32 protein-coding genes are annotated in these 19779 nt (G+C 40.7%); 9 read left to right on the forward strand and 23 right to left on the reverse strand.

Going from position 1 to position 19779, the window contains the following annotated elements; genetic code table 11:
* Nucleotide 1: 1 nt before the first annotated feature.
* The 13 genes from RMB03_RS17400 to RMB03_RS17460 form a co-directional block, all read right to left on the reverse strand.
* Nucleotides 2-487, reverse strand: coding sequence for an LIC_12616 family protein (locus RMB03_RS17400; protein ID WP_311077054.1), 486 nt, complete (start codon nucleotides 485-487; stop codon nucleotides 2-4).
* Entirely contained in the window at nucleotides 475-852 is a 378-nt protein-coding gene (locus RMB03_RS17405; RefSeq protein WP_311077055.1) for a hypothetical protein, read from the reverse strand. The genes RMB03_RS17400 and RMB03_RS17405 overlap by 13 nt, the downstream gene beginning before the upstream one ends.
* The gene (locus tag RMB03_RS17410) at nucleotides 849-1406 is read right to left on the reverse strand and encodes a hypothetical protein (protein WP_311077056.1); all 558 of its coding nucleotides are present in this window, start codon (nucleotides 1404-1406) and stop codon (nucleotides 849-851) included. The genes RMB03_RS17405 and RMB03_RS17410 overlap by 4 nt, the downstream gene beginning before the upstream one ends.
* The gene (locus tag RMB03_RS17415; RefSeq protein ID WP_311077057.1) at nucleotides 1403-1810 is read right to left on the reverse strand and encodes a DUF4054 domain-containing protein; all 408 of its coding nucleotides are present in this window, start codon (nucleotides 1808-1810) and stop codon (nucleotides 1403-1405) included. The genes RMB03_RS17410 and RMB03_RS17415 overlap by 4 nt, the downstream gene beginning before the upstream one ends.
* A 12-nt stretch (nucleotides 1811-1822) precedes the next feature.
* Nucleotides 1823-2221: a hypothetical protein gene (locus tag RMB03_RS17420; RefSeq protein ID WP_311077058.1), complete on the reverse strand. Its 399-nt coding sequence runs from the start codon at nucleotides 2219-2221 to the stop codon at nucleotides 1823-1825.
* 64 nt (nucleotides 2222-2285) lie between these two features.
* Complete coding sequence (locus tag RMB03_RS17425; protein ID WP_311077059.1) at nucleotides 2286-3170, reverse strand: major capsid family protein; 885 nt, start codon at nucleotides 3168-3170, stop codon at nucleotides 2286-2288.
* A 139-nt stretch (nucleotides 3171-3309) separates the two neighbouring features.
* The gene (locus RMB03_RS17430) at nucleotides 3310-3783 is read right to left on the reverse strand and encodes a hypothetical protein (protein ID WP_311077060.1); all 474 of its coding nucleotides are present in this window, start codon (nucleotides 3781-3783) and stop codon (nucleotides 3310-3312) included.
* A gap of 16 nt (nucleotides 3784-3799) precedes the next feature.
* Nucleotides 3800-4984, reverse strand: coding sequence for a DUF2213 domain-containing protein (locus RMB03_RS17435; RefSeq protein ID WP_311077061.1), 1185 nt, complete (start codon nucleotides 4982-4984; stop codon nucleotides 3800-3802).
* A complete protein-coding gene (locus RMB03_RS17440) occupies nucleotides 4974-5783 on the reverse strand; it encodes a phage minor head protein (protein WP_311077062.1) in 810 nt (269 codons plus the stop codon). Before RMB03_RS17440 ends, RMB03_RS17435 begins: the two co-directional genes overlap by 11 nt.
* On the reverse strand, nucleotides 5746-7269 hold the full coding sequence (locus RMB03_RS17445; RefSeq protein WP_311077063.1) for a DUF1073 domain-containing protein: 1524 nt from the start codon (nucleotides 7267-7269) through the stop codon (nucleotides 5746-5748). The genes RMB03_RS17440 and RMB03_RS17445 overlap by 38 nt, the downstream gene beginning before the upstream one ends.
* Nucleotides 7262-8545: a phage terminase large subunit gene (locus RMB03_RS17450; RefSeq protein WP_311077064.1), complete on the reverse strand. Its 1284-nt coding sequence runs from the start codon at nucleotides 8543-8545 to the stop codon at nucleotides 7262-7264. Before RMB03_RS17450 ends, RMB03_RS17445 begins: the two co-directional genes overlap by 8 nt.
* Nucleotides 8514-8978 carry a DUF2280 domain-containing protein gene (locus RMB03_RS17455; RefSeq protein WP_311077065.1) on the reverse strand — a complete coding sequence of 155 codons (465 nt, stop codon included), beginning with the start codon at nucleotides 8976-8978 and terminating at the stop codon, nucleotides 8514-8516. The genes RMB03_RS17450 and RMB03_RS17455 overlap by 32 nt, the downstream gene beginning before the upstream one ends.
* Before the next feature lie 46 nt (nucleotides 8979-9024).
* A complete protein-coding gene (locus RMB03_RS17460; RefSeq protein WP_311077066.1) occupies nucleotides 9025-9669 on the reverse strand; it encodes a putative metallopeptidase in 645 nt (214 codons plus the stop codon).
* A 90-nt stretch (nucleotides 9670-9759) separates the two neighbouring features.
* On the opposite strand from RMB03_RS17460, the gene RMB03_RS17465 reads away from it, so the two are divergent.
* Nucleotides 9760-9966 (forward strand): hypothetical protein, encoded by a 207-nt coding sequence (locus RMB03_RS17465; protein WP_311077067.1) that lies wholly within the window; start codon nucleotides 9760-9762, stop codon nucleotides 9964-9966.
* Here RMB03_RS17465 and RMB03_RS17470 read toward each other — a convergent pair.
* From RMB03_RS17470 to RMB03_RS17510, 9 genes are all read right to left on the reverse strand, one after another.
* On the reverse strand, nucleotides 9950-10177 hold the full coding sequence (locus RMB03_RS17470) for a hypothetical protein (protein ID WP_311077068.1): 228 nt from the start codon (nucleotides 10175-10177) through the stop codon (nucleotides 9950-9952). The two genes, RMB03_RS17465 and RMB03_RS17470, sit on opposite strands and share 17 nt — an antisense overlap.
* A gap of 750 nt (nucleotides 10178-10927) precedes the next feature.
* Entirely contained in the window at nucleotides 10928-11407 is a 480-nt protein-coding gene (locus tag RMB03_RS17475; protein ID WP_311077069.1) for a hypothetical protein, read from the reverse strand.
* A gap of 2 nt (nucleotides 11408-11409) precedes the next feature.
* Nucleotides 11410-11805: a DUF559 domain-containing protein gene (locus tag RMB03_RS17480; RefSeq protein WP_311077070.1), complete on the reverse strand. Its 396-nt coding sequence runs from the start codon at nucleotides 11803-11805 to the stop codon at nucleotides 11410-11412.
* Nucleotides 11802-12002, reverse strand: a complete 201-nt coding sequence (locus RMB03_RS17485) for a hypothetical protein (RefSeq protein ID WP_311077071.1) — start codon at nucleotides 12000-12002, stop codon at nucleotides 11802-11804. Before RMB03_RS17485 ends, RMB03_RS17480 begins: the two co-directional genes overlap by 4 nt.
* Nucleotides 11995-13107: a hypothetical protein gene (locus RMB03_RS17490; RefSeq protein ID WP_311077072.1), complete on the reverse strand. Its 1113-nt coding sequence runs from the start codon at nucleotides 13105-13107 to the stop codon at nucleotides 11995-11997. Before RMB03_RS17490 ends, RMB03_RS17485 begins: the two co-directional genes overlap by 8 nt.
* Nucleotides 13108-13149: 42 nt before the next feature.
* Complete coding sequence (locus RMB03_RS17495; RefSeq protein ID WP_311077073.1) at nucleotides 13150-13443, reverse strand: hypothetical protein; 294 nt, start codon at nucleotides 13441-13443, stop codon at nucleotides 13150-13152.
* A gap of 1 nt (nucleotide 13444) precedes the next feature.
* Nucleotides 13445-13759 (reverse strand): hypothetical protein, encoded by a 315-nt coding sequence (locus RMB03_RS17500; protein WP_311077074.1) that lies wholly within the window; start codon nucleotides 13757-13759, stop codon nucleotides 13445-13447.
* 168 nt (nucleotides 13760-13927) lie between these two features.
* The gene (locus RMB03_RS17505) at nucleotides 13928-14191 is read right to left on the reverse strand and encodes a hypothetical protein (protein ID WP_311077075.1); all 264 of its coding nucleotides are present in this window, start codon (nucleotides 14189-14191) and stop codon (nucleotides 13928-13930) included.
* Between the two features lie 10 nt (nucleotides 14192-14201).
* Complete coding sequence (locus RMB03_RS17510; RefSeq protein ID WP_311077076.1) at nucleotides 14202-14384, reverse strand: Cro/CI family transcriptional regulator; 183 nt, start codon at nucleotides 14382-14384, stop codon at nucleotides 14202-14204.
* Between the two features lie 100 nt (nucleotides 14385-14484).
* Here RMB03_RS17510 and RMB03_RS17515 point away from each other — a divergent pair, with 100 nt between their 5' ends.
* Genes RMB03_RS17515 through RMB03_RS17530 form a run of 4 tightly spaced genes read left to right on the forward strand, consistent with a single transcriptional unit; the run spans nucleotide 14485 to nucleotide 16346 of the window.
* On the forward strand, nucleotides 14485-15249 hold the full coding sequence (locus RMB03_RS17515) for a helix-turn-helix domain-containing protein (protein ID WP_311077077.1): 765 nt from the start codon (nucleotides 14485-14487) through the stop codon (nucleotides 15247-15249).
* 30 nt (nucleotides 15250-15279) lie between these two features.
* Nucleotides 15280-15486 (forward strand): hypothetical protein, encoded by a 207-nt coding sequence (locus RMB03_RS17520; RefSeq protein WP_311077078.1) that lies wholly within the window; start codon nucleotides 15280-15282, stop codon nucleotides 15484-15486.
* A 6-nt stretch (nucleotides 15487-15492) separates the two neighbouring features.
* The gene (locus RMB03_RS17525; RefSeq protein ID WP_311077079.1) at nucleotides 15493-15786 is read left to right on the forward strand and encodes a hypothetical protein; all 294 of its coding nucleotides are present in this window, start codon (nucleotides 15493-15495) and stop codon (nucleotides 15784-15786) included.
* Between the two features lie 47 nt (nucleotides 15787-15833).
* The gene (locus RMB03_RS17530) at nucleotides 15834-16346 is read left to right on the forward strand and encodes a hypothetical protein (protein ID WP_311077080.1); all 513 of its coding nucleotides are present in this window, start codon (nucleotides 15834-15836) and stop codon (nucleotides 16344-16346) included.
* Here RMB03_RS17530 and RMB03_RS17535 read toward each other — a convergent pair.
* Nucleotides 16343-16543: a hypothetical protein gene (locus RMB03_RS17535; protein ID WP_311077081.1), complete on the reverse strand. Its 201-nt coding sequence runs from the start codon at nucleotides 16541-16543 to the stop codon at nucleotides 16343-16345. The two genes, RMB03_RS17530 and RMB03_RS17535, sit on opposite strands and share 4 nt — an antisense overlap.
* 212 nt (nucleotides 16544-16755) lie before the next feature.
* Here RMB03_RS17535 and RMB03_RS17540 point away from each other — a divergent pair, with 212 nt between their 5' ends.
* Genes RMB03_RS17540 through RMB03_RS17555 form a run of 4 tightly spaced genes read left to right on the forward strand, consistent with a single transcriptional unit; the run spans nucleotide 16756 to nucleotide 19757 of the window.
* On the forward strand, nucleotides 16756-17241 hold the full coding sequence (locus RMB03_RS17540) for a hypothetical protein (protein WP_311077082.1): 486 nt from the start codon (nucleotides 16756-16758) through the stop codon (nucleotides 17239-17241).
* Entirely contained in the window at nucleotides 17198-17563 is a 366-nt protein-coding gene (locus tag RMB03_RS17545; RefSeq protein WP_311077083.1) for a hypothetical protein, read from the forward strand. The genes RMB03_RS17540 and RMB03_RS17545 overlap by 44 nt, the downstream gene beginning before the upstream one ends.
* A 12-nt stretch (nucleotides 17564-17575) precedes the next feature.
* Nucleotides 17576-18274, forward strand: coding sequence for an ERF family protein (locus tag RMB03_RS17550; RefSeq protein WP_311077084.1), 699 nt, complete (start codon nucleotides 17576-17578; stop codon nucleotides 18272-18274).
* Between the two features lie 19 nt (nucleotides 18275-18293).
* Nucleotides 18294-19757 (forward strand): hypothetical protein, encoded by a 1464-nt coding sequence (locus RMB03_RS17555; RefSeq protein WP_311077085.1) that lies wholly within the window; start codon nucleotides 18294-18296, stop codon nucleotides 19755-19757.
* Nucleotides 19758-19779: the final 22 nt, after the last annotated feature.

The following is a 19779-nucleotide window of genomic DNA, read 5'->3' on the forward strand; positions in this document are numbered from 1 at the left end:
GTTAATCTCCTAATTTGTTTATAGTTAAAATCGGCCGATCAAGGAAGGTTTGTTCAAACGAAGTTTGAGGGTTGTATTGCAAATAAAGCTCAATCATCCAACGGTCCTCAAAGCGGTCTTGTTCATTGATGAAGTCAAGACTTTTCGGGTCATTGCAATAAAGTGGCTGGCATAATTTGAGACGCTCTGTTGTATATTCATTGCGCCAAAGCATTGAAACTCTTGTTGACCGGGCTTGAGCCATTTCCCCAAAGAAATCCAGCTGAAGCATGACGTTTTGAGCCTGTAAAACCGTTGTTTGGTTTAAGGCCTCGTCATGATCATCAATGCTTGTGCCAATGTTTTGAGAAAAAAGAATCGTCATCAAAATGCCATTGTTCGGTAATGGGCTGCCGTTCTGTCGCCCCTGTACCACCTCACAATCAAAAAGTCCGAGCAAATAGGCTCGGACTTCGGTGTATAGATCTTCATGTGTTATTGACGGCATATCAGCACCTTGACCCAGTTTGGATAAGATTCGATGACCTTGGTGACATTCCATATCACCTCTTCATCTTCTCCATACGGCTTAAAAATGAGTTGCTCCGAACCAGCTCCCTTACTCCGTCGAATTGCCGATACGCGACCATTGAGATAAGCAAATGAATATTGAGCTTGTTGCGAAACAAGATTTAAACGTTCTAAATCTTTTGTCTCGATACTCTGAAGCTGGATGGTAACCGGTTCATTCTCAAATTTTGGGACCTGTTTCCCGGAAGGGCTAGTTTCATACCCGATATTCACTTTTAAAGTTGCCGGAGTGTTTCGGTTTACAGTACTTGTTACGCCATTGGCCAGGCCTCTTAAATTCACTGATCTAATACCTCGTAACTGATTGAGCGTGATAAACGGCTAGTATCACGTAACGGTGCATTAAACCCCTTTCGCTTCACTGTAGAAGGTGCATTCGGTGGATCTGTATAAGTCAGAATCGTCTCAGTCATATCCCCCTTAATTTGCTCACCTAACAAAGCAAGTGAACGGTGAATATCTCTCGTTTTCGTCACCATATCCCCAATTGATTTAATCCACTCACCACTGTGTTCGGCAATAGTTCTACGGATTGGTGCGCGGGCGGGAATGCTTATGGTGTGGGCAGGGACAATATGTGTTGTTGCAAAATTAGATTTCTCTTTTCTCACAAAACGGCCGTTACGGTTAAATTCTCCATTGTCCTTGATTGTGCGATAAATCGTGGTCGTATGCTCAGGCACTTGGATTTCTGCACCATACTCATGTATAGTCGCAACATGAGCAACGGATGTACCATCCGGATATGTGGCATTCTCCAGCACCCCCACTCGTACCCCCGCGCGTCCTTGTGCAATCTTGGCTAAATACGCTTTTAAACTTCCGGCCTTTTTCATCGTCTAACCCTCATCGGGAATCGTGTCATTGTGTAACGCACAGAGCGATATTTAGCGGTTAATTGCCAATACTCAGCACCGAAAGGCGTTTGAACGAACCATTTCTCGTTATTGGCTAACGTGCCATAATCGAATGATACTGAAACACTTCCCTCTGAAGCACTTGCAATACGTCCTGTTGCAGTGTTCCCGTCCTCTACTCGTTGCTGCAGCATTGAGATATGTGCAACCAATAAGAGCAATAGCATTTCACGTTCTTTGATCTTGGTAACGCAGCTCTTCGGGGTATTATTTAAAAGCATTTCAGCCTTTAAAAAATTTTGCTCAAGCTGCTCATCCTCAAGCATGATTTTGGGGTACAGTCGCCGAAATTTAGCAAGATCAAATTCAACAACACCGCTCATAAGCCCCCCTTATTAATCTGCAGTACGGGTATGCACCGTGCCTTTGTCATTCTGATCGAGTGGTTCAGTACCAGACGCGTTATCCACCTTTTCTTTTGCTTCAGATTCGGTGGACTTCAATTTACTATTAGCAAAGACAAGGCCATTTAAGTAAAAGTCATGGTTTTTATGCTCAGCGACCCAAGCTTCCCAAAATGTCAAAGGAACATCTTCAGTAATACCGTGCCCACCAATGAGCTTAGAGGTATTAGCTCCATTGATTGAGATACAAGTTTTTTCAACTTGCATCACAAAACCCGTCGGTAATTTACAACCAATTGTAACCATGGTCCCTGTTGGGGTTTGGGCTGCTGCTGTTTTTACCGCTGCACGTCCACGACTTGTTTTGACTGGTGCTTTTGCTTCTGCCATTTTCTTGGCTCCTTAAAATGAAAAACTGCCCTTTTAGGCAGTATCTTAAAAATCAAAAATGCTGTTAAGAAACGATCATCGTTGCCACAAGGAACGGGAAATAAATCACTGCACCGCATGTCCCCTGAGAACGTTTTTGCTTATAGCTGGAGAGTTGAGGAATTAATGCATGCGCTCGCATTTTCTCAGTAAAGCCTAATTCAACCACGGGTTGTCCTTCATGCTCATCAACATAGAGCTGCACCATTTGCCCGGCTGCTGTCGTTTCATATTCAGGAACCGTCACAATAGTTAAGTTTGGAAAGTTCTTTTTAAGTAAATCAGTAACGTTTACCCCAAAACCATTGGTGATTGTAAAATAAGACTCTGCTTCAGATGATAACAGCATCGTCATTGCTGTTTCACGGTCAATAATACCGCCCGATTGTTTAACCAATTGCTTAAACAATTTTTGAATCGTGCCATACAGTACATCGGCATCTTCAATCTCCTCCCATTTTTGAGAGGTGATTGCCGGCTCTAGATCCGGATCATTCAAAGTCCCGTAGAGCTTCTTGCCCTTAACTCCAAAAATGTATGATTTGTTTTGGAATTTATTGAGCGCCAAAGATGCGGCTATTTGTTTGCGTGATGCTAAATCTAGACCAGCGGTTCCCGCAATTGCAGCCTCTTGCTCGCCCACGTTAATGATGGTTTGATAATGGTAGGTTTCACGCAATGGAAATGAAGCATTAGCACCGGACATGCCATTATTGCTATGGTCTCCATAAGTCGACGTCTCCCCCGTACTCTCAACAGCCATAAAACGGACCTCTTGTGAAGTCCAGTCACCTTTTTTCACTTCCTTAAATGCTTCAGCCATTTTCATTGGTTTAACAATGGTATCGATGACACGAGGATCTAGGTGAGTGGTGAACATTGATAAAACACCACTATTTGCAGTAGTCATTAACGCGCTATCCATTGCTATGCTAGCAATGTCGGCACGGGCTGCATCGGTAAGCTCTACCATTTCACGACCGGTCATAAAGTGAATACCAGCACGCTCTGCAAGCATATTAAAATCAATTGGCATTTAATTTATCTCCTTATTGTTTTGTAATTTTAGCAACACGGCCTGCTTCAGCTTTTGAAGCAACGGTATAACCTGTATCGATATAGCCTCCCTCAACATCTTCAGCAGCTTTTACATGCCCATCATCTTCACTGGCGAGAACTTTTTGACCAATTTCAGCCCCATCTTCAAAGAATGCAAAAAAGTCACCTTTTGCCAATAAGGTAATCCCTGTACCCGCAGGAATCTCCATAGAAGCCTCCACACGATGCTCAAGAATTGTTGCGGTATAACTGCGGCCAACAAAGCCCAATACACCACCATCAACTTTTTTCGGGCTAACAACACCCTCATCATCTGCCCAAGCGAAATTACCAACCGTCACCGGTTCATCACCAACGATCAAACCACCTTCACCTGCAATAACTGAGGCATAAGGATTCGTTGAGGCAAAATCTCCAGCTACACCAATTGGCAAATCACCATTGACTGATTTTTGAAAACCCATCTTTATATCCTCTTTATTAACCAAAACGGCTCACTTGTTTTGCGGTTTGTACCGATGCATCACTGTCCAATGCCAAGCGTGGTGCGCGTGTCGCCTGCTGGTTCTGTGTACTGCTCTTTAATAGCCCGACCATGGCCTTATACGCTGTTGGTGGGACGTTAGCTGTATCAACACCCTTTGTGTCTAGCGCATGCTTGTAAATCGCCTCTGCAGTATCTAAAGCGCTATCCATGGCAATAACACCGACCAATGGCTTCACTTCTTCACGAGCTGCGAATAAAGCCACAACTTCTTGACGTGCTTCAGCTTTCGCCTTATTCAGGACTTCAGCGCTATCCATAGCAGTACCTGGTAAGTCATCACCACCATCTGCCGCTGTCGGAGCTAAGCCCAATTCAGTGAGGATCTCTTTAACAATATCCTCGTCTAATGCTGCCAAGCCCGCTTTAACTTCATCGGCACCTAAGGTTACTTTTTCAGGCTCCTCTTCAATTTCCTGAGTAACCGCCTCTACAACGTCCTCCACTTGATCTTGCCCAAGTTCTGGATTTTCTGAGTCCATTGCAAAACCTTGAATGACTTTTGCAATTCGCCCAACTGCACCTTTTTTCAATTTGGTTTTATTACCCATTTGTCTCTCTCTTAATTCATCTGGTAGATGATCTGCAATAACCGCATCTGTACCGATACGACCGTGTTTAACTAAAGCAACATGATTGCCGTGAATATCTCGCATAACGCCATCATATGGCTGGCCATTCCATTCACCTGGTGTCATATCGGGGGTATATGCATAACCAGCAGAAATCTCATTAAGCGTTTCTGTTTCGATGTAACGGATCGCTTTGGCATCCCATACGCGCATTGAGCTGTAAACAATGCCATCCTCCATTTCGATCTCTGTGCCGATTGCACCAGCTGTAGAGTCTTTCTGAGGCTTTTCAGCACTGACAGGGATATGACGTAATAAAAATTGAACCCCTCTAAACGTAAAAAGAGCCTTTGACAGCTCTTCCGGATCTCGTAATAAGCGATAGATTTTTTTAGGGTCTAAACCTAACTGCTCGTAGCCAGGTATCTCTTTACCAAGGTACTCATTCACCCCACACTTGGTAATCACCGTTCGCTCAATGATGAGATGCCCATTGCCGTCATATCGCCTTACGGATGATGAATCCATCGCGATTAATTTAGGCCACATTTAATAAAACCCCTTCATCAATAATTGCTTTACTCCCACAGCGGCAATGAATCAATTGCCCAGGTTTAACCCACTGACCGTCCAGATACATGCCCTTAACCACATCAAAGGTTTTTCCATGTGCAGCAACGTGTGAGGGTCTTGGTTTTTTTCCAGCATGAGAATGCAGCCAAATAGCCTTCTTAATGCCAAGCTCTTGCCGTCTAGCACTCTCATATTCCGCATGAGCCTTGTTTGCTTGATCCGATGCAATACGGGCAGCACGACGCTGTGTAATGCCATATTCATGCTTTAAGTTCTTGGTTAGGCCAGCCAAGTCATAACCATTACTGACAGACTGCCACACATACATTTGAACTTTATCTAGGTGTCCCGATGCAATGGACTTAATGAGCCCAACGTTTTCAGCAACTGAAGCTTTTAAAACATCCGACATGTAAGGGGTCATTTGGAAACGGACTGTGAACCCAGCGTCACGCAAATGTTTCAATAGCGACTTGTCATAAGAATTGACGGTGCTATCAATAAACTGTGTTGCCATTTTTGTGGCTAAATCATCAAGCTTTATGCTCCATTGATCTGTCAAATACTCAACAACATGAGCAACCCAATCAGCTACGCCATCCATTGCTAATTTTTCCCGCTGTGCTGATGCCCGATACTCTTTAATCAACGTTTGATTAATATCGTCCTGCATATCCCTAATCAGCTTCATGATGGCTTTATAAAACTGGCGCTCGTTCCCTACATTGGATTTAATCTCAGGCAGCGTTACGGGCTTCGTTTTCAACTTCATCATCTAACTCGTCCCATGTTGGCTGTGCATCCGCATCAATGCCTGAATATTCGCTAGACTCATCCTGAGCAATACTTGTCCGAGCTTCATGTTCACTAATGATTTTAGCCTCTACAAGCGTTGCGGCCGTTTCAGCTTTAGCTTTGTTAGTGTTTGCACGTTGCTCATCAGTCATTTGATGTAAAGAGTTAAACTCGAATCCAATTTCCTCATGGATCTCACCAAACAAATGTAATTGAACGATTCGTAAAATTTGCTCGATACACTCATGGATAAATGACTCAAGCAATGACATGATGTAATCGTAATAAACACGGATCTCACCATCACTATTGGCATTCAAACCGCTAGGCGTTATCCCTAACAATTTCACCATCGGGGTTTTGCTCGGTCCAGCCATTTGCTCTTGAGCTTTCTGCATCAGCGTATCAAGCGTAGTCAATGGCGTATTAAGTTGGAAAAACTCCTCACTGTCTTTATTCAATAGCCAAGTATTTTGATTGTTCTTGAACTCATTAAACAATTGCATGCGTAGGAACGTGCTGCTGCCATCCTCATCCCCAGATAACACATCTGATAGATCTGTTTTGAGTCCAGTCATCGAAAAAGCGTGGATCAAATCACTCACCGCATCAACGGTACGCTGCCAGCGCTCAACGTAAGGCTGCATGAGCTGAATGATTGGAATACCGCCAAAGTTATAAGCAGGCTTTAACAGGTCAGGAACAGGTCGCATAATTAAAGTAATCAAGCGGTCTGCACTGATCTTTTTACCCATCACATACCATGAGGTCGGGTTATAAAAGTCGGGGGCCGTTGGATCTACTGAGTTATACTCCGCTGGTGTCGTCCACATTGGCTCGATCACTTTAAAACCGACCAAACTACCCTTTACAATGCTTTTACTATCAAGCAACAAAGGCAGATCTACATCATCCTCATGTCCTTTGATATTGATAAAAAGCTGTGCTCGGCCGTTAATCATTTCCGTTTCAATTAGCTTTCGCACCAGGGAACGCACACCAAGAGTTTTAAAACACTTCTCAATGGCTTTAACACGGCTTTTTAGCTCGTTTGCCCCCTCTCCTAACACTTTCACCTTGCCCCATTCACGGGTCATTTCATTAGCAGTTGTTTCAGGTACAGCACGATAATCACTGGATTGTGTCATTTGCGCCAAGGCAGCATAACCAACAAAGCCGCCATAAAATTGAGGGTTGCGGTTCACCATGGCTGTAATGCCAGAACAAGCACTATCTTGTGCTATTGCGGATTCTCCCCCCTCAGGTACAACACCTGGCATAATTTCAGGTAGCTTGTATTCTTGGTCTGCCTGTTGAGCACGTTGCTGCTGCAAGGTATTTACCACATCAAAAATCCGCTGATTGATTCGGTTTCTGATTTCTAACGCTTCCAATTCTCGTTGTTTTAACTTAACGCTCGTTCGCTTTTTATGGACATTCGCTTTGCCATGTTTCTTTTTAGCCATATTTACGTCTTACCCTATTAACAAGTTTAGAGCTGATTTTCATGCTCGCACGGCGCTTCATAATCTTCTCCAGTCCATAACGGAGTGAGTCAACATAGTGGTTATGTGCATCAATAATGATTGGCAACACTTCGTCTGTGAGGCGGTCTTTCTTATACGAGTAAAGCTTGAACTCTTGATAAGTTTCCTTACAACGTGGATGGATATATACCCGTTTAAATGATCGAATAAATGCAATGCCATCCTCGACAGATCCTTTGCCCTTTTCACAGGCAGTTATACGCCGTAAGCCTTTCTTTTTAAGATGACTAATTGATTCAGGACGGGCGTTATCAGCGGCGATTGAATACTTTTCAACTTCAGGAATTTTTGCCTGTAAATACTCAACCGTATCATCTAGCTCAAGACCAACCTTGCCGCCTTCATATTCGATATACAAACAATCTTCAAAAATCCATGACCGTGTGCATGCTGTCGGATCATTGGCAAAACCAAAGTCCAGCCCTTGATAAGGACCGTCCCATGTTTTAGGGTCTGGCATGAATTCTTTTTTCTGGAATTTCCCCCGGAAGATTTGTGCATCTGCATTTTCTAAATAGGCCCCCTCCCAGATCCAGTCATAATCCTCAGGGGCTAGATTCTGCTGATCGCGGCGCCGTTCCAGCTCCAGCTCTTCAGGAAACCATGGGTTATCTGAGTAATTCATCTCGACGCCGAGACCAATTAACTCGCCTGTCAGCTCATCCCTGATTTCTTCATGTCTGAAACGCTGGCTGGTTGGACTATCACGGCGTTCAGGGTTCCATGTCACCCAAACTTCTGAATTAGCCTCACGGACGGTAGGCAGCAATTTACGCCAAGCAACTTCACTCACAGTTTCAGCTTCATCCACCCAGCAAAGTAAAATACGGGCTTTTGACTTGATGCTGTCCAGATTATGCCGAAGACCACAGAAGCCATAATTCACACGGCGGTTCCGGGTACGAATATAGTTTTCGCCAATATCGTAATAAGCATTCAGAAATGGCTCTGAACGAATCGCCTGCTTGATTTCCTCCATAGACGAATCAGCTAGCGTATTCATATATTCACGTGCACCAAGCAGCATTCCACTCATTCCCGCTTCAGCAAACATATAGCCTTTAATCGCAGTCATCTTGGCAAACGTTCTGGTCTTCGCCGAACCACGTCCGCCCCATGAAGATCGATAACGTAATTTTGGCTCACTAAATAATGGAATCAATTTAGGTGGTAGTTCTATCTGTACCTTTGACATGAGGTCCTACCAGTTCAATCGTTGTAGGTTTATTGATTGATTCACCCTTACTGGTATGATCAACTTCTTGCTTGTTGGTATATAAGCCACCCATTTCTTTTGCCGCCTGCTCCGCCCATTTCGGGATCAAAATAGGGTTCTTTGGGTATTCTTCAACCAATTCTTGCAGCAACTGCAACCGATAACGTTTATTTGCGATGGGTATAGCCTCAAGCTCTTGATTGGCTTTACGGCGATAATCAAAGAATAAATTTCGGAGTTCCTGGCTTAAGTCTTTTCCAATCTTCTTCGTAGGATCGTATGCTTCACATTGCTGTTTGGTCAGATCTAAATTGAATATGTCTTTTACCGCTTTAGCAGTCTCAGTGGGCGTTTCAAACTCAGCAAGCATCCTAATGATGAAAAGCTTCACCTTCTTATTAATACGTGCCATTTCCACCAATCCGTCTAAGTACGTCTAAGAAGAATGGCAAAAAAATTTAAACCACCCTCAAGTAACAAGTGCCACAAGCGTAATGAACATCAGCACGTGACAGCTCTGGTCTTGTATTCGCTGCCTCAACCATTCTTTGCACACTTTTATTTGCCCCATAACGGCGAACAACACCTGTAAATTCCTCTACATCGTGGCCTTGAATTGCTAACTTTGGCGCGCCAGTCTCTCTGTTATATGCAGGTGTTCCGTATTGGTCTTTCTTATGTGCAATGTGATAAAGCTCATGTTCAACCAAAGCGCAAAAGTCCACATCATTAGCAATACGAGAATATGAAGCATCAAAAGTAATGAGGTATTCAGGAACACATCTGAACCATTGAATGTATTGTTCTTCTTGTCTTTCCTGCTTCCAGCCGCCAGCATTGATCATGACTTTCTCTGTTGTACCAATGACCTGACGTCCTTGTTTACTAAAGCCTGATCTAGCCCACATCACGGCAATATTTGGATAACGAAATGACCGTAAATGCAGATGATCCGAGTTAAACATTTGAGATTTAGGATCTAAAAATACCTGTCGAATCCAATCCCACATTTCTGGTGCTGGTGCAAAGTTGGGAGTATCTAACTCAAAAATCCATTCTGGAGGCATTGGCCGAACTGGAACATGAAAACCAAGCTCATTCATATTCAAACCCAAATACACTTTCCCTGATATTATAAAATTAAGACTTTGTGCCAACATTTATCTTAATTATCTATAAATATTGGAGAAAATATGAAAACTGAAACTAAAGAAATTCTAGCCTTAGAGTTAACTAAAATTAAAATCGCGAATGAAAGTAAGGACTCTGAAATTGACGCATCATTCTTAATTTCAACCTATCTTCAAGCATTAAAAGAAATTGAGGTTGCTTTTAAAGCCCAGAAGAAAGCTATGAAAATAAATCCCAAAGTAATACAAAAGATCAAGAATCTATCGTAGCTTTATAACCATGCTTTTTAAAAAATTTAACTAAATGCTTCTCAAACTCAGGAAGCTTGTCTTCCTGAATTTGTACAACAACCTTTTTAATGCGCTGTACATGAACAAAATCATGAAGTGTATCAACTGCATCAATACTCGCCTCTAAATCTTCACCAGCGTACCCTTCTAACGCACCAGCACGTTCTTTTGCGCTCATTAATTTACTCATAATCAACTCCGTTGCCCATTCACAATAATGGGATACTCATATTTATTTACGATAAAACGATATAAAAGAAAAAACCCTGCCAATAATCGATATTTAGCAGGGCTTCAAGTGCCGGAATACGCTCGGCTAATTTACAAAATGTAAGTTAATATGTGCAAAATCTTGTGACGTATTACACATCTTTTATATAAGTTGTCACCTTGTGCTATAAATTATATCTTGATAATTTATTCTTGGACTTGTAGTTGATCGATCTGATACGGGACCATCAGCATCATTTTCTCCATTCATCTTACTAAGTTCAGGCTCAACTGGAACTCGGCATCCCCAAAGTGCCGAGTTCTTTTATTTTTATATCCAGAATAAAAAAAGCCCACTCATTGAGCAGGCTTCCCCTTATGACATTTGCGCTGATCATTGAGGGTTCTTGTTATCGTAGTATTTATAGTACTACAGTTGATAAAGCAATTAAAAAAGCCCGCATCTACGGATGGCTGCGGGCATAAACTCATGTGAATAGAATAAGTGGCCATTCACATCATAAGCGAGAAATACCTAAAAACCATTCAATAAATGCAAACTTCGTCACAAATTATACACATAATCGCAAAACACGCAACTTATTTTACTTAAAGTTATTCAGAGCAACAAAAAAGCCCATCATTTGATGAGCTTTAATACCAGTGCTTTAATTACACTTCGAACACTGTAATACAAATATGCCATATTACCTGCGCAGGGTCAATCTAATTATTTCTCTCTATTCTTCAAATCGAATCTAATAAATGGGTATTTACAATGTAATGCAGCCAAACCACAACTAACATCTTCACGAGCATCATGTTGTGTACGTTTTTGATTTACCATCTCAAGCCAACTTTTATTTAAGAAGTATCTTGTAATTATCGCATTCATCCACTCATCCATAACTTCACTACGTCCTTGCATATCCAAGATAAGGCGTTGTACTGCACGAGCTTCATTATCATCGATAAGGCATTTAACTTTTAAGGGCTTTGGCTTTTTATAATCCTGTAAAAGCATGTATTCAGCAATTAAAGCCTCCCTTTGTTCCTGGGTCATCTTTTTATCTACTGGAACCTTGATCATAGACAAAATAGTTTGTGTGCGACCATCAGACCAAGCGTAAAACTGACGTAACCAACCCTCTAAATCAAATTTAGACCAATCGACCGCTTGTAAAATGTGTTGTTGTACTGCCATATTCATTTTCATCCCACCAATTGCTCAATCTGCTTAATCGCCACGCCCGACTTCACTTGCTCTGTACTAAACCGTAAAACTATAAAACCCATCATTGCTGCTTCATTGTATTTTTCCATGTCCCCTAAATAACCTTTACCCCTCGTATGGCGTCCACCGCTCCAAATCCCACCTTCAACCTCAATCAAAATCTTTGTACCGGTAATTAAAAAATCTGCTCTCCATTTGCGTTTTGGGTGGAATTTATATTCCTGCTCAAAATCGATTCTGCATGCTCTTAAGTGTGTTGCTAAAACCGTCTCACCTTCACTTGCCTGTCTGGTTCCTTGCGTTGCTGAACGGCGCTTTTTATTTTTCTGAATTGGAAATAATTCACGGTAATCAGCTAGGCTCATTGAAGTCATTTAGATTCATCACCCTTGAGCGCTTTTTCCAGATTCCCGCTTGATAATGGCGTCATGACTCCACCCGGCCATTTAAAGCTAGTGATCCAACTTCCATCCCATTTTGCCCAAACGCCGTATTTACTTAATCGGTAATACACGCCAGCTTGCCAATGTGTCGCACCTTCCGGACGGTTTTTTAATATTTCTTTAGGCATGGCTTGCTCCTTTTGATGGAGTTTTAAAACCCATCTCAATCAAATATGGAATAAATGGTTTTTGTTGCTCGGGATCTACCAGCTTTTGGGCCATACGCTTTCCAGCATCCATCCAAGATTCCCCGGTATGACAAAATGAATCTTTGAAATCAGGATGATTTACAAGACGGCGTGCAAAAGTAAAAAGCTGTTTGTCAGAGGCAAAAGTTATTACCTCCGACAATGTGTTTTCAGAATGGGATTGTTGGCCACTTGAGTTTTTATTTTCAAAAGAGCGTGGTGCTGGTGTTTTCATCTTTGCGTATTTGGCGCGAGCTTTAAGCATCCACTCTGCAAAAAACTTAACCATGAAATCATCGGAGTGATTGCGATCCTGGTTAAAACCCTCGAACGCTTTAAACTCTCTCTCAAACCATGCAGCTTTAAAAATCTCGTTGGTATCAATTGACGGATTGATAGAAAAAATTTCTAATTTCAAATTTTCAACAACAAACCACGTATTTTTTTTATTTTGATTAGTGTGTTTTGATAGTGTGTTTTGTGTGTTAAACGCTTTAACCAGTAAAGGTAAAACGCTTTTACTAGCAGGGGTTAAACCGTTTAACTGGTAAGGTTTATCTAGGTAGTTAAACGCTTTTACTAGCAAGTTTGAATGTTGAGGAAAATTTAAGCGTGGTTTTTTACTTTTTCTACCTCGATTTGATTTTTTAGGGCGATGCTTCTGGTAGTTAAACGTTTTAACTAGCTGACCTTTAAACAGCGTTAAGCTTTGAACCAATACAGAACTTTTGCTTGGGAAATTTATTAAGGCTCCAACGTTGTAATTGTCAGTTAATGAAAAAACATTTCCATGAACTGATTGCTTATGAAGTTTTACCAATCCCACCTTAACAAGCTCAGTTGTGCACTTAACTACCGTAGGCCGACTTTTACCCGATAGCTTCTCTAACTGAGATATAGATAGCGCATCATCCTCTTTATTCCACCCACGCGTTTTACGGTTAATGATGAGATAAATCTTAACCGCAGGATCTGAGATTTTATTCATTGCATCATCAACAAATGCATTTGTTACTTGAAAGGAATTAGGGGTGTATTTACTCATGATGTAAGTACCTCATGACTTTAATGCTTAATGAGTTACTCACTAGAACTCACCTTCTTCAATAATTTGAATGAAAGTACCTAAGTATCGAATGCGCTTAGCTCGGTAAAGACTCGAGATAATTACGCCAGCATGGTAAAGATAAATACCATGTGCGCCGTGTTGGTCTACAAGAGCTTGCATAAACTCATCGCGTGTTACTGCTGCGTTATTCACATCACGGTTTTGGCGTTCTAAATTTTTCTTTCGCTTATCAAGTAAACCAGTAAGGGTTCTTAAAGCAGGTTCATGCCAAGACTGAATGTTTTGCTGTCGTTTTTGTTCAGAAATAATCATATCAAGACACCTCTTTTTGCGACTCTAAGGCACGTTGGTAGTGCATCTCTATATCAGACACAAACAAGATAACTAGTGCAGCTAAACGGCGTTTTGCCTTGATTTCAGCAACCGTGGCATGACGTAAATTCTCAATGAAGACATACCCACATAGAGCTGTTTTAAGACGTTTTACTTTCAGTAGTTCTGGATCACTAGAGAAACCAACTACCTCAAGTAAGACGTCTTCATATTTTTGATGTGTAAACACCACCATATCACCAGGTAAAAACTCTGGTGGGTTGTGTTCAGTCGATTGATTTGATAAATTATTCATGTTCTTGATTCCCTTTATCGATGAACTGAAAGCCTGGGCACTCCAATCTCCAGGCTTTTTTAATGGATGAAATTTGGTGTTGAGCTCATTCGTTTGTTCTGATAAATTAGTTCGCATGTTCATTGGTTCCTTCAAGCGCTGGTGGACTAAAAAGTCTGATAGAGTCAATCAGGCTTTTTTTATTTCTAAAATTTGAGATTCAGGGCTTTCCTCAACCTTCCCAAGTAGTCCCAAACGCTCCCGTTTCTTCCTATTTTTTTCAGCCCTTTCAAGCATTAAGCTAACTTCATGATATTCACCCATAATGGCTTTCTCTAAGAGGACTACAGCTTGATGTGCATACTCGTTACCACGAACATCCGCGATCAATCGCAAACGCTCCATCATGTCGGGGAGCATCTTCAAGCGAAGATCTTCTTTTTCAAGACTCATTTGTACGTCCTTATTCAACAACTTTGTTTTTTAGAGGCTCTCTGCCCTGCGCTAAATCACGGATTTGATACTCACGGGCTAAGGGAATCTTTTCCTCTTCCCACTGGCTAATTGCGTTATGAGAAATCCCCAATTTCAAAGCCAACTGCGTAACAGTACAGCTAAGTAGGGTTAGCGCTTCAGATTTAGTCACCTAAGTTACCCTAAAAGTAATTTAACTTACCTAATTAAATAACATTAAACTTACCTTGTCAATTGGTAAGATTACTTACATATCTCAATGGTGTTTTGTGATGGAAACTCTTGGTACTCGACTAAAGCAATTGCGTAAAGTAAAAAAATTAACGCAACAACAACTAGCTGATGTGGTAGGTGTGTCTAAAACATCTGTAATTTATTGGGAGAAGGATGAAAACATTCCTAAGCATGAAAGCCTCCTTGCCCTTGCTAAAGCTTTAGATACAACACCAGAGTGGCTACTGACTGGCAAAGATCCAGAGGTTGCTGCTAGTCAATTTGAAAACAATGTTCCCCAATTTAAAAAGTTGGATATCGAGGCATTTAAGAAAAAGTACAATATTCCTGATAGTGAGGATGCTGTTAAGTTTATTGAAATGCCTGTTCAGCCATTCCCACCTCAAAAAAGATATGTTCCCGTAAAGGCCTATTCAAAAATGGGCCTAGATGGGTACTTCACAGACATGGGTTACGAGGGTAATGGTGGTGATGGTTATGTTCCTACTCATACTGCTGGAGCAAGGGCTTATGGCATAAAGGGTACTGGAGACTCAATGTTCCCAGCCATTCGTAATGGTTGGTATGTAGTATGTGATCCTGATGCAGAACTTGTACCAATGGAATTTGTTCAGGTATGTCTTAAAGATGGGCGATGCACAATTAAAGAATTCATTGGTATACAAAATGATGTATTGAGTCTTATAGCAGTGAATGGCGGTGAGCGTCTCACATTTAATATGGATGAAGTTGAAAGCATTACCGCTATCACTGACATCGTTCCTCCGAGCCAGCATAGACAAGAACATCCCCAAGCTCATTAAAAATATTTTACCCTTAGGAGAATAAGTAAGATGGACAATTCAAAACTGCCAATCAATCAAATTATTACTAGAATTAATGATGCTGCTGCAAATCATGAAGCATTAGTGCTTACTGTCGATGAGGTAAAGATTCTTTCAAAAGGAATTGGTGATAGCTTCTTTATTCCTGTACTCACTAATGAGCAAATGGTGCAGGAAGGTAAGCTTAGACAACGGATTGATAATACAAAAGAGTAAAACCTTATGAGCAAAAAATATAGACAGCCAGAACTTCACGAATATAGAAGCTTAACAAGTACAGAGCAGATGGCTATACACCAGATGCTCATCTCCTTTGTTCGTGAAGAAAATTGTCGCTTTAATATCAGAATGTCTGGTACAGCAGAGCCCTACAATCTAGTGAAACTAATCAGCATTAATTTTGAAAATGAAGCCGCTGCCATTTGGATTCATTTTGAAACCATCACAGGTGAGAAGAAGGCTCTTCCTATTGATTATTTATCAAGAATTGAGTTTTCAGGGCAACAAGAAATTTAATACCGTGACCTGACACGGCCCTTCAAAATAATCAGGTGGAGAGAAAAATGAGTTTTAATTTCGAAGATTTAAATCAAGATGTTCGTGAAAAAATGCTGCTAGAAATCCAACTTGATATTTCCAATAAAAACCTATACATCAGCAAAAGATTTAGTCAAAAAGGCATTAATGACTACCCCAATATTTTGATCAAACATGTTACTGATGGTGATGAAGTGTCACTAGGTAACGAGTTACGTCAAGATGGTAGATTTAATTCAATGGAGCAAACCAAAACAGGACTTAAGAAGGTCCCCTTTAATGCTCATGAAACTTTATCAGAAGATCAATTTAATCGCTTTTATGTAAGGGCTCTTTGTTTAGTTGCAATTGAAACCAATAAATCACTTCAAGTTTATCGGGCAAAAAATGTATCCAATGCAAGAACTGCATCCCAGCAAAAGATTGGTGAATTTATTGATCCAAGTAAACTACTTGACGATCTAAGATCTAACGGGTTAGATACAGCACTCGGTTTACCAGCAGGACCAAACTCTGGTCTAAGTGTTAGGCTTGTTTAACACCAATCAAATACAATCTCGTTACTTTCACTATTTAGCACATAATATCCAGCAGATTGAATGCCACTTTCTATAGGAATTAGATGTAATGTGCTCTTGATATTACCAGAACCATCCAACAGTGTTGATATATAGACTCCATGTTTGTTTGTAATCTCATGCAAGTCTTCAAGAAAATCTAAAGTCTTTTGGTCCATTGTTAACATCCTCATCTAGCCCACCACCACGGTGGGTTTTCTTTTGTCTATTAAAACATAAAAGTAAGTTCCATCAAAAATAAAAGTAATTTTAGTTACCATAATCCTTGACCAAAAAAAGTAAGTTAGCTTACCATTCTCTCACAGACAACAAAAAAGCACACCGACCCTTTGACCTTCCGATGTGCTTTTTCCTTACAGCGAGATCAATTATGAACGTAAAAGCAAACCCATACAAGTATTACTTAGCTATTGGCGTATCAGCTGCTATTGCTACGGTAACTCTAAATAACTGCGGTTTTCAAACTGCTGAATCAAGCACCAATACAAATAAAGTATTTGTTCCCAACACTACGCCTAGCGTATACGGCGTTAAAACACTTCAAATCACTAGTAAAGATTCTGGTATTGCTTCAGTTAATCTGGACGGCTTTACCTTGGATTTTGATTTTAAATATTCAGCTCACAAAGATGACTATGGTGTTCCTGGTTCTGACTTTATCGCCGTAGATATTACTGAGCTAGGTGAAATTAACGTTAAAGACGCAAACGGCAAACCTTATAAAGATTTTACAGATTACATCGATCATCGAAATATAAACGCCCTTCTCGTTGGCTTTATTGAAAGAAATCACCTGGTGGAGGAACTAAGTAATGAAAAAGACCTTCACCACACCATTTCGTCAGTTTCTTCTTAAAGACCAGGAAGGTTTCTACCATGTGCGTCTTGGGCCGAAAATTTATTTGGCCAAGCTGACTTTAGATTTTACGCCAGACTTTGACAAAGAGTTTGCTGGTGGGAAAAGAGCTCAGCCTTTTAACTGGTACAACGTGCTTGTAAAAGATTCACAAGATAGCGAGCCGCGCCCTATTACTACGGATGAATTATCACAAAAATGGTTCAAGCCTGAATTTAAAGGTGGTGTTAATTATCACCGCGCTATTGAACAAAAGAACCGTACTCAACCCCAACGATACAGCGCAGAGCAACGTATCGCTTATAAAAACTCTCGTTATTAATTGGGTGGCATCATGACTAATCAAAACAATGCATTACATAAAATTCAGCAAGAATTGAAAGCTCCAAAAAACAAAACTAATGATTTTGGAAAATATAAATACCGTAACTGTGAAGACATTCTTGAAGCAGTTAAACCACATTTAAATGAATTAGGCGCAACACTCGTCCTTACAGATGAAGTTCAACAAGTTGGCTCAGTTGTCGTAATTACTGCAAAAGCTGTATTTACAGATGCAGAAGGTAAAGAGATTACTGTAACGGCTCATGCTGGTGTTGACGTTAATAAGAAAGGTATGGACGTTGCTCAAACATTTGGCGCATCAAGCTCTTACGCTCGTAAATACGCTTTAAATGGATTGTTCCTTATTGATGACACTAAGGACTATGACACTAATGAATATCATCAACAAATGGACCAAGCATCCAAAAATCAAAGCAATCGTAATAACAATAATCAAGGTCAGCAATCTAATCAAAGCCGACAAGCAAACAATAGCACTCAATCATTAGCTCAGCGTTATAACAATGCGCTTGCCAGTATCAAAAATGCCAAATATCCATCAACCCTGGATAAAGCCATTGCTACTTTTGCAAATTCACAATATGCCGCTGGGATCTCTAATGCATGTCGAGCTCGTGCAGATCAAATGGGATGGAATTTTAATTCCAATACTCAGCAACAAAACCAAACTCAACCACTTCATCACTAATTAGAGGCAGGAATTTAATATGACTAACTTAATTTCAAATCAAGAAGCCTTTAATGCTTTGATGTCCGGCAAAGTTATTCTTTGCCGCCACATCGATGGTGAGTTTAAAACTTTGGATCAGTTCCCGGCTACAGTATTTCCTTTGCCAGGCTATGAGTACTGTATCCAATTGCCAAAAGTTGAATTGGCTGGGATTACATTTACTCAACCACTAACCCTTGATGATGTCAAACTGGATCAAGATATTTATCTTATAGAGCCAACTGGCAGCATTTATTGGTACAAATACAATGAAACTTCTGCTCATAAAACAGCAATTACAAATGGATTTGCTCAAGCTGATATAGAGAATGCTCGACTCCAGTTAAAGGCATTTTGTGCAGCCGTTGGCCGTGATGTAGATACAAGCGATGTTCATGTAGTTCCTATCGGTGGTGCAGAAAAACAAAAAGCAGCAAAGAAAAAATCTTCAAAGACTGCTACTCCAAAACAAGTTGAGGAAGTCAAAGCTGAGGATCCAACTCATACAGAAGTTTTGGAACCCTCTTCGACTGATGAAACCACAACATCTGAAGATTCAAACTATGTTCAACACCAAGTTTTACTAGATGCTTTGAAAATTGCAAATACAGAGCAAGAAGTAGAAAACGTTTGTTCAGGTCTTGAAAAAGAAGGTTTTACGCAAGAGCAATTGGATGAAATTGAAATTGCTAAACAAGCTCGATTAACTGAGCTGGATTTTATTGAAATGGATGCAGCTGATACAGCTAGTGAGCAAGTATTTTCTGTTTTACATGATTCATTTATTAGTGACATCGAATCTTGCACCTCAGCTGAAGAACTGAAAGCCGTTAAAAACAAGATTGGCGCAAATGACCATCTAGAAGATCTAGAACGCGACAATTTAATTAAAGTTATTCAAGAGACAACTTTCAGCGATAAAAAAACATCTGCCCCAAAAGAAATACTTAAGGGTCTAATAGATCGTGCTAATACCACTGAAGAATTAGCTAAAGCTAATGACACAATCCTGGCAAGCCAAAATAATCTTTCAACTGAGGATTTACGAGAGTTAAAACTTCATTATGAGCAACGAAAAGAAGAACTTTCACAGCTTGATTTAATAGATCCTGAACCTGCCTATCCTGAATTCACATACACCAAAGCTCTTATAGACAGTTTAATTGTTGAAATGGATATGGCTGGGAATGCTGGAGAAGTTAATGCGATCTTTGACCGCACGCGCAAATGGTCAGAAGCTCAGCGCAAGCCTTTACTAGAGGCATCACATCACCGTCTTAGACAACTTCAAAACAGACCTTTAATTGAGCGTATACATGCTGCACAGAATATTGATGTTCTACGCACCTTATTCGCTGAGATCCGTTTACTTGAAAATGGAACTCTAAAGTATGACGCGATGACAGCCTATAAAAACCGCGAAGCTCAATTGCCAGGTGCACCATTGGAGATAAGCCAATGAAATATCGCTACTCAACAAAGAC

This window comes from Acinetobacter sp. V91_7 (assembly GCF_031799075.1).
Classification (GTDB): Bacteria; Pseudomonadota; Gammaproteobacteria; order Pseudomonadales; family Moraxellaceae; genus Acinetobacter; species Acinetobacter calcoaceticus.

What these genes read in the sequence shown, in the direction of transcription:
- RMB03_RS17540 (WP_311077082.1), top strand. Translation starts at nt 16,756, where the DNA reads ATGAACGTAAAAGCAAACCCATACAAGTATTACTTAGCTATTGGCGTA.
- RMB03_RS17455 (WP_311077065.1), bottom strand. Translation starts at nt 8,978, where the DNA reads ATGGCACGTATTAATAAGAAGGTGAAGCTTTTCATCATTAGGATGCTT.
- RMB03_RS17465 (WP_311077067.1), top strand. Translation starts at nt 9,760, where the DNA reads ATGAAAACTGAAACTAAAGAAATTCTAGCCTTAGAGTTAACTAAAATT.
- RMB03_RS17545 (WP_311077083.1), top strand. Translation starts at nt 17,198, where the DNA reads ATGAAAAAGACCTTCACCACACCATTTCGTCAGTTTCTTCTTAAAGAC.
- RMB03_RS17480 (WP_311077070.1), bottom strand. Translation starts at nt 11,805, where the DNA reads ATGACTTCAATGAGCCTAGCTGATTACCGTGAATTATTTCCAATTCAG.
- RMB03_RS17525 (WP_311077079.1), top strand. Translation starts at nt 15,493, where the DNA reads ATGAGCAAAAAATATAGACAGCCAGAACTTCACGAATATAGAAGCTTA.
- RMB03_RS17485 (WP_311077071.1), bottom strand. Translation starts at nt 12,002, where the DNA reads ATGCCTAAAGAAATATTAAAAAACCGTCCGGAAGGTGCGACACATTGG.
- RMB03_RS17530 (WP_311077080.1), top strand. Translation starts at nt 15,834, where the DNA reads ATGAGTTTTAATTTCGAAGATTTAAATCAAGATGTTCGTGAAAAAATG.
- RMB03_RS17400 (WP_311077054.1), bottom strand. Translation starts at nt 487, where the DNA reads ATGCCGTCAATAACACATGAAGATCTATACACCGAAGTCCGAGCCTAT.
- RMB03_RS17445 (WP_311077063.1), bottom strand. Translation starts at nt 7,269, where the DNA reads ATGGCTAAAAAGAAACATGGCAAAGCGAATGTCCATAAAAAGCGAACG.
- RMB03_RS17415 (WP_311077057.1), bottom strand. Translation starts at nt 1,810, where the DNA reads ATGAGCGGTGTTGTTGAATTTGATCTTGCTAAATTTCGGCGACTGTAC.
- RMB03_RS17430 (WP_311077060.1), bottom strand. Translation starts at nt 3,783, where the DNA reads ATGGGTTTTCAAAAATCAGTCAATGGTGATTTGCCAATTGGTGTAGCT.
- RMB03_RS17495 (WP_311077073.1), bottom strand. Translation starts at nt 13,443, where the DNA reads ATGATTATTTCTGAACAAAAACGACAGCAAAACATTCAGTCTTGGCAT.
- RMB03_RS17410 (WP_311077056.1), bottom strand. Translation starts at nt 1,406, where the DNA reads ATGAAAAAGGCCGGAAGTTTAAAAGCGTATTTAGCCAAGATTGCACAA.
- RMB03_RS17535 (WP_311077081.1), bottom strand. Translation starts at nt 16,543, where the DNA reads ATGGACCAAAAGACTTTAGATTTTCTTGAAGACTTGCATGAGATTACA.
- RMB03_RS17435 (WP_311077061.1), bottom strand. Translation starts at nt 4,984, where the DNA reads ATGTGGCCTAAATTAATCGCGATGGATTCATCATCCGTAAGGCGATAT.
- RMB03_RS17490 (WP_311077072.1), bottom strand. Translation starts at nt 13,107, where the DNA reads ATGAGTAAATACACCCCTAATTCCTTTCAAGTAACAAATGCATTTGTT.
- RMB03_RS17420 (WP_311077058.1), bottom strand. Translation starts at nt 2,221, where the DNA reads ATGGCAGAAGCAAAAGCACCAGTCAAAACAAGTCGTGGACGTGCAGCG.
- RMB03_RS17460 (WP_311077066.1), bottom strand. Translation starts at nt 9,669, where the DNA reads ATGAATGAGCTTGGTTTTCATGTTCCAGTTCGGCCAATGCCTCCAGAA.
- RMB03_RS17500 (WP_311077074.1), bottom strand. Translation starts at nt 13,759, where the DNA reads ATGAATAATTTATCAAATCAATCGACTGAACACAACCCACCAGAGTTT.
- RMB03_RS17475 (WP_311077069.1), bottom strand. Translation starts at nt 11,407, where the DNA reads ATGAATATGGCAGTACAACAACACATTTTACAAGCGGTCGATTGGTCT.
- RMB03_RS17550 (WP_311077084.1), top strand. Translation starts at nt 17,576, where the DNA reads ATGACTAATCAAAACAATGCATTACATAAAATTCAGCAAGAATTGAAA.
- RMB03_RS17440 (WP_311077062.1), bottom strand. Translation starts at nt 5,783, where the DNA reads ATGATGAAGTTGAAAACGAAGCCCGTAACGCTGCCTGAGATTAAATCC.
- RMB03_RS17425 (WP_311077059.1), bottom strand. Translation starts at nt 3,170, where the DNA reads ATGACTACTGCAAATAGTGGTGTTTTATCAATGTTCACCACTCACCTA.
- RMB03_RS17470 (WP_311077068.1), bottom strand. Translation starts at nt 10,177, where the DNA reads ATGAGTAAATTAATGAGCGCAAAAGAACGTGCTGGTGCGTTAGAAGGG.
- RMB03_RS17520 (WP_311077078.1), top strand. Translation starts at nt 15,280, where the DNA reads ATGGACAATTCAAAACTGCCAATCAATCAAATTATTACTAGAATTAAT.
- RMB03_RS17555 (WP_311077085.1), top strand. Translation starts at nt 18,294, where the DNA reads ATGACTAACTTAATTTCAAATCAAGAAGCCTTTAATGCTTTGATGTCC.
- RMB03_RS17515 (WP_311077077.1), top strand. Translation starts at nt 14,485, where the DNA reads ATGGAAACTCTTGGTACTCGACTAAAGCAATTGCGTAAAGTAAAAAAA.
- RMB03_RS17450 (WP_311077064.1), bottom strand. Translation starts at nt 8,545, where the DNA reads ATGTCAAAGGTACAGATAGAACTACCACCTAAATTGATTCCATTATTT.
- RMB03_RS17505 (WP_311077075.1), bottom strand. Translation starts at nt 14,191, where the DNA reads ATGAGTCTTGAAAAAGAAGATCTTCGCTTGAAGATGCTCCCCGACATG.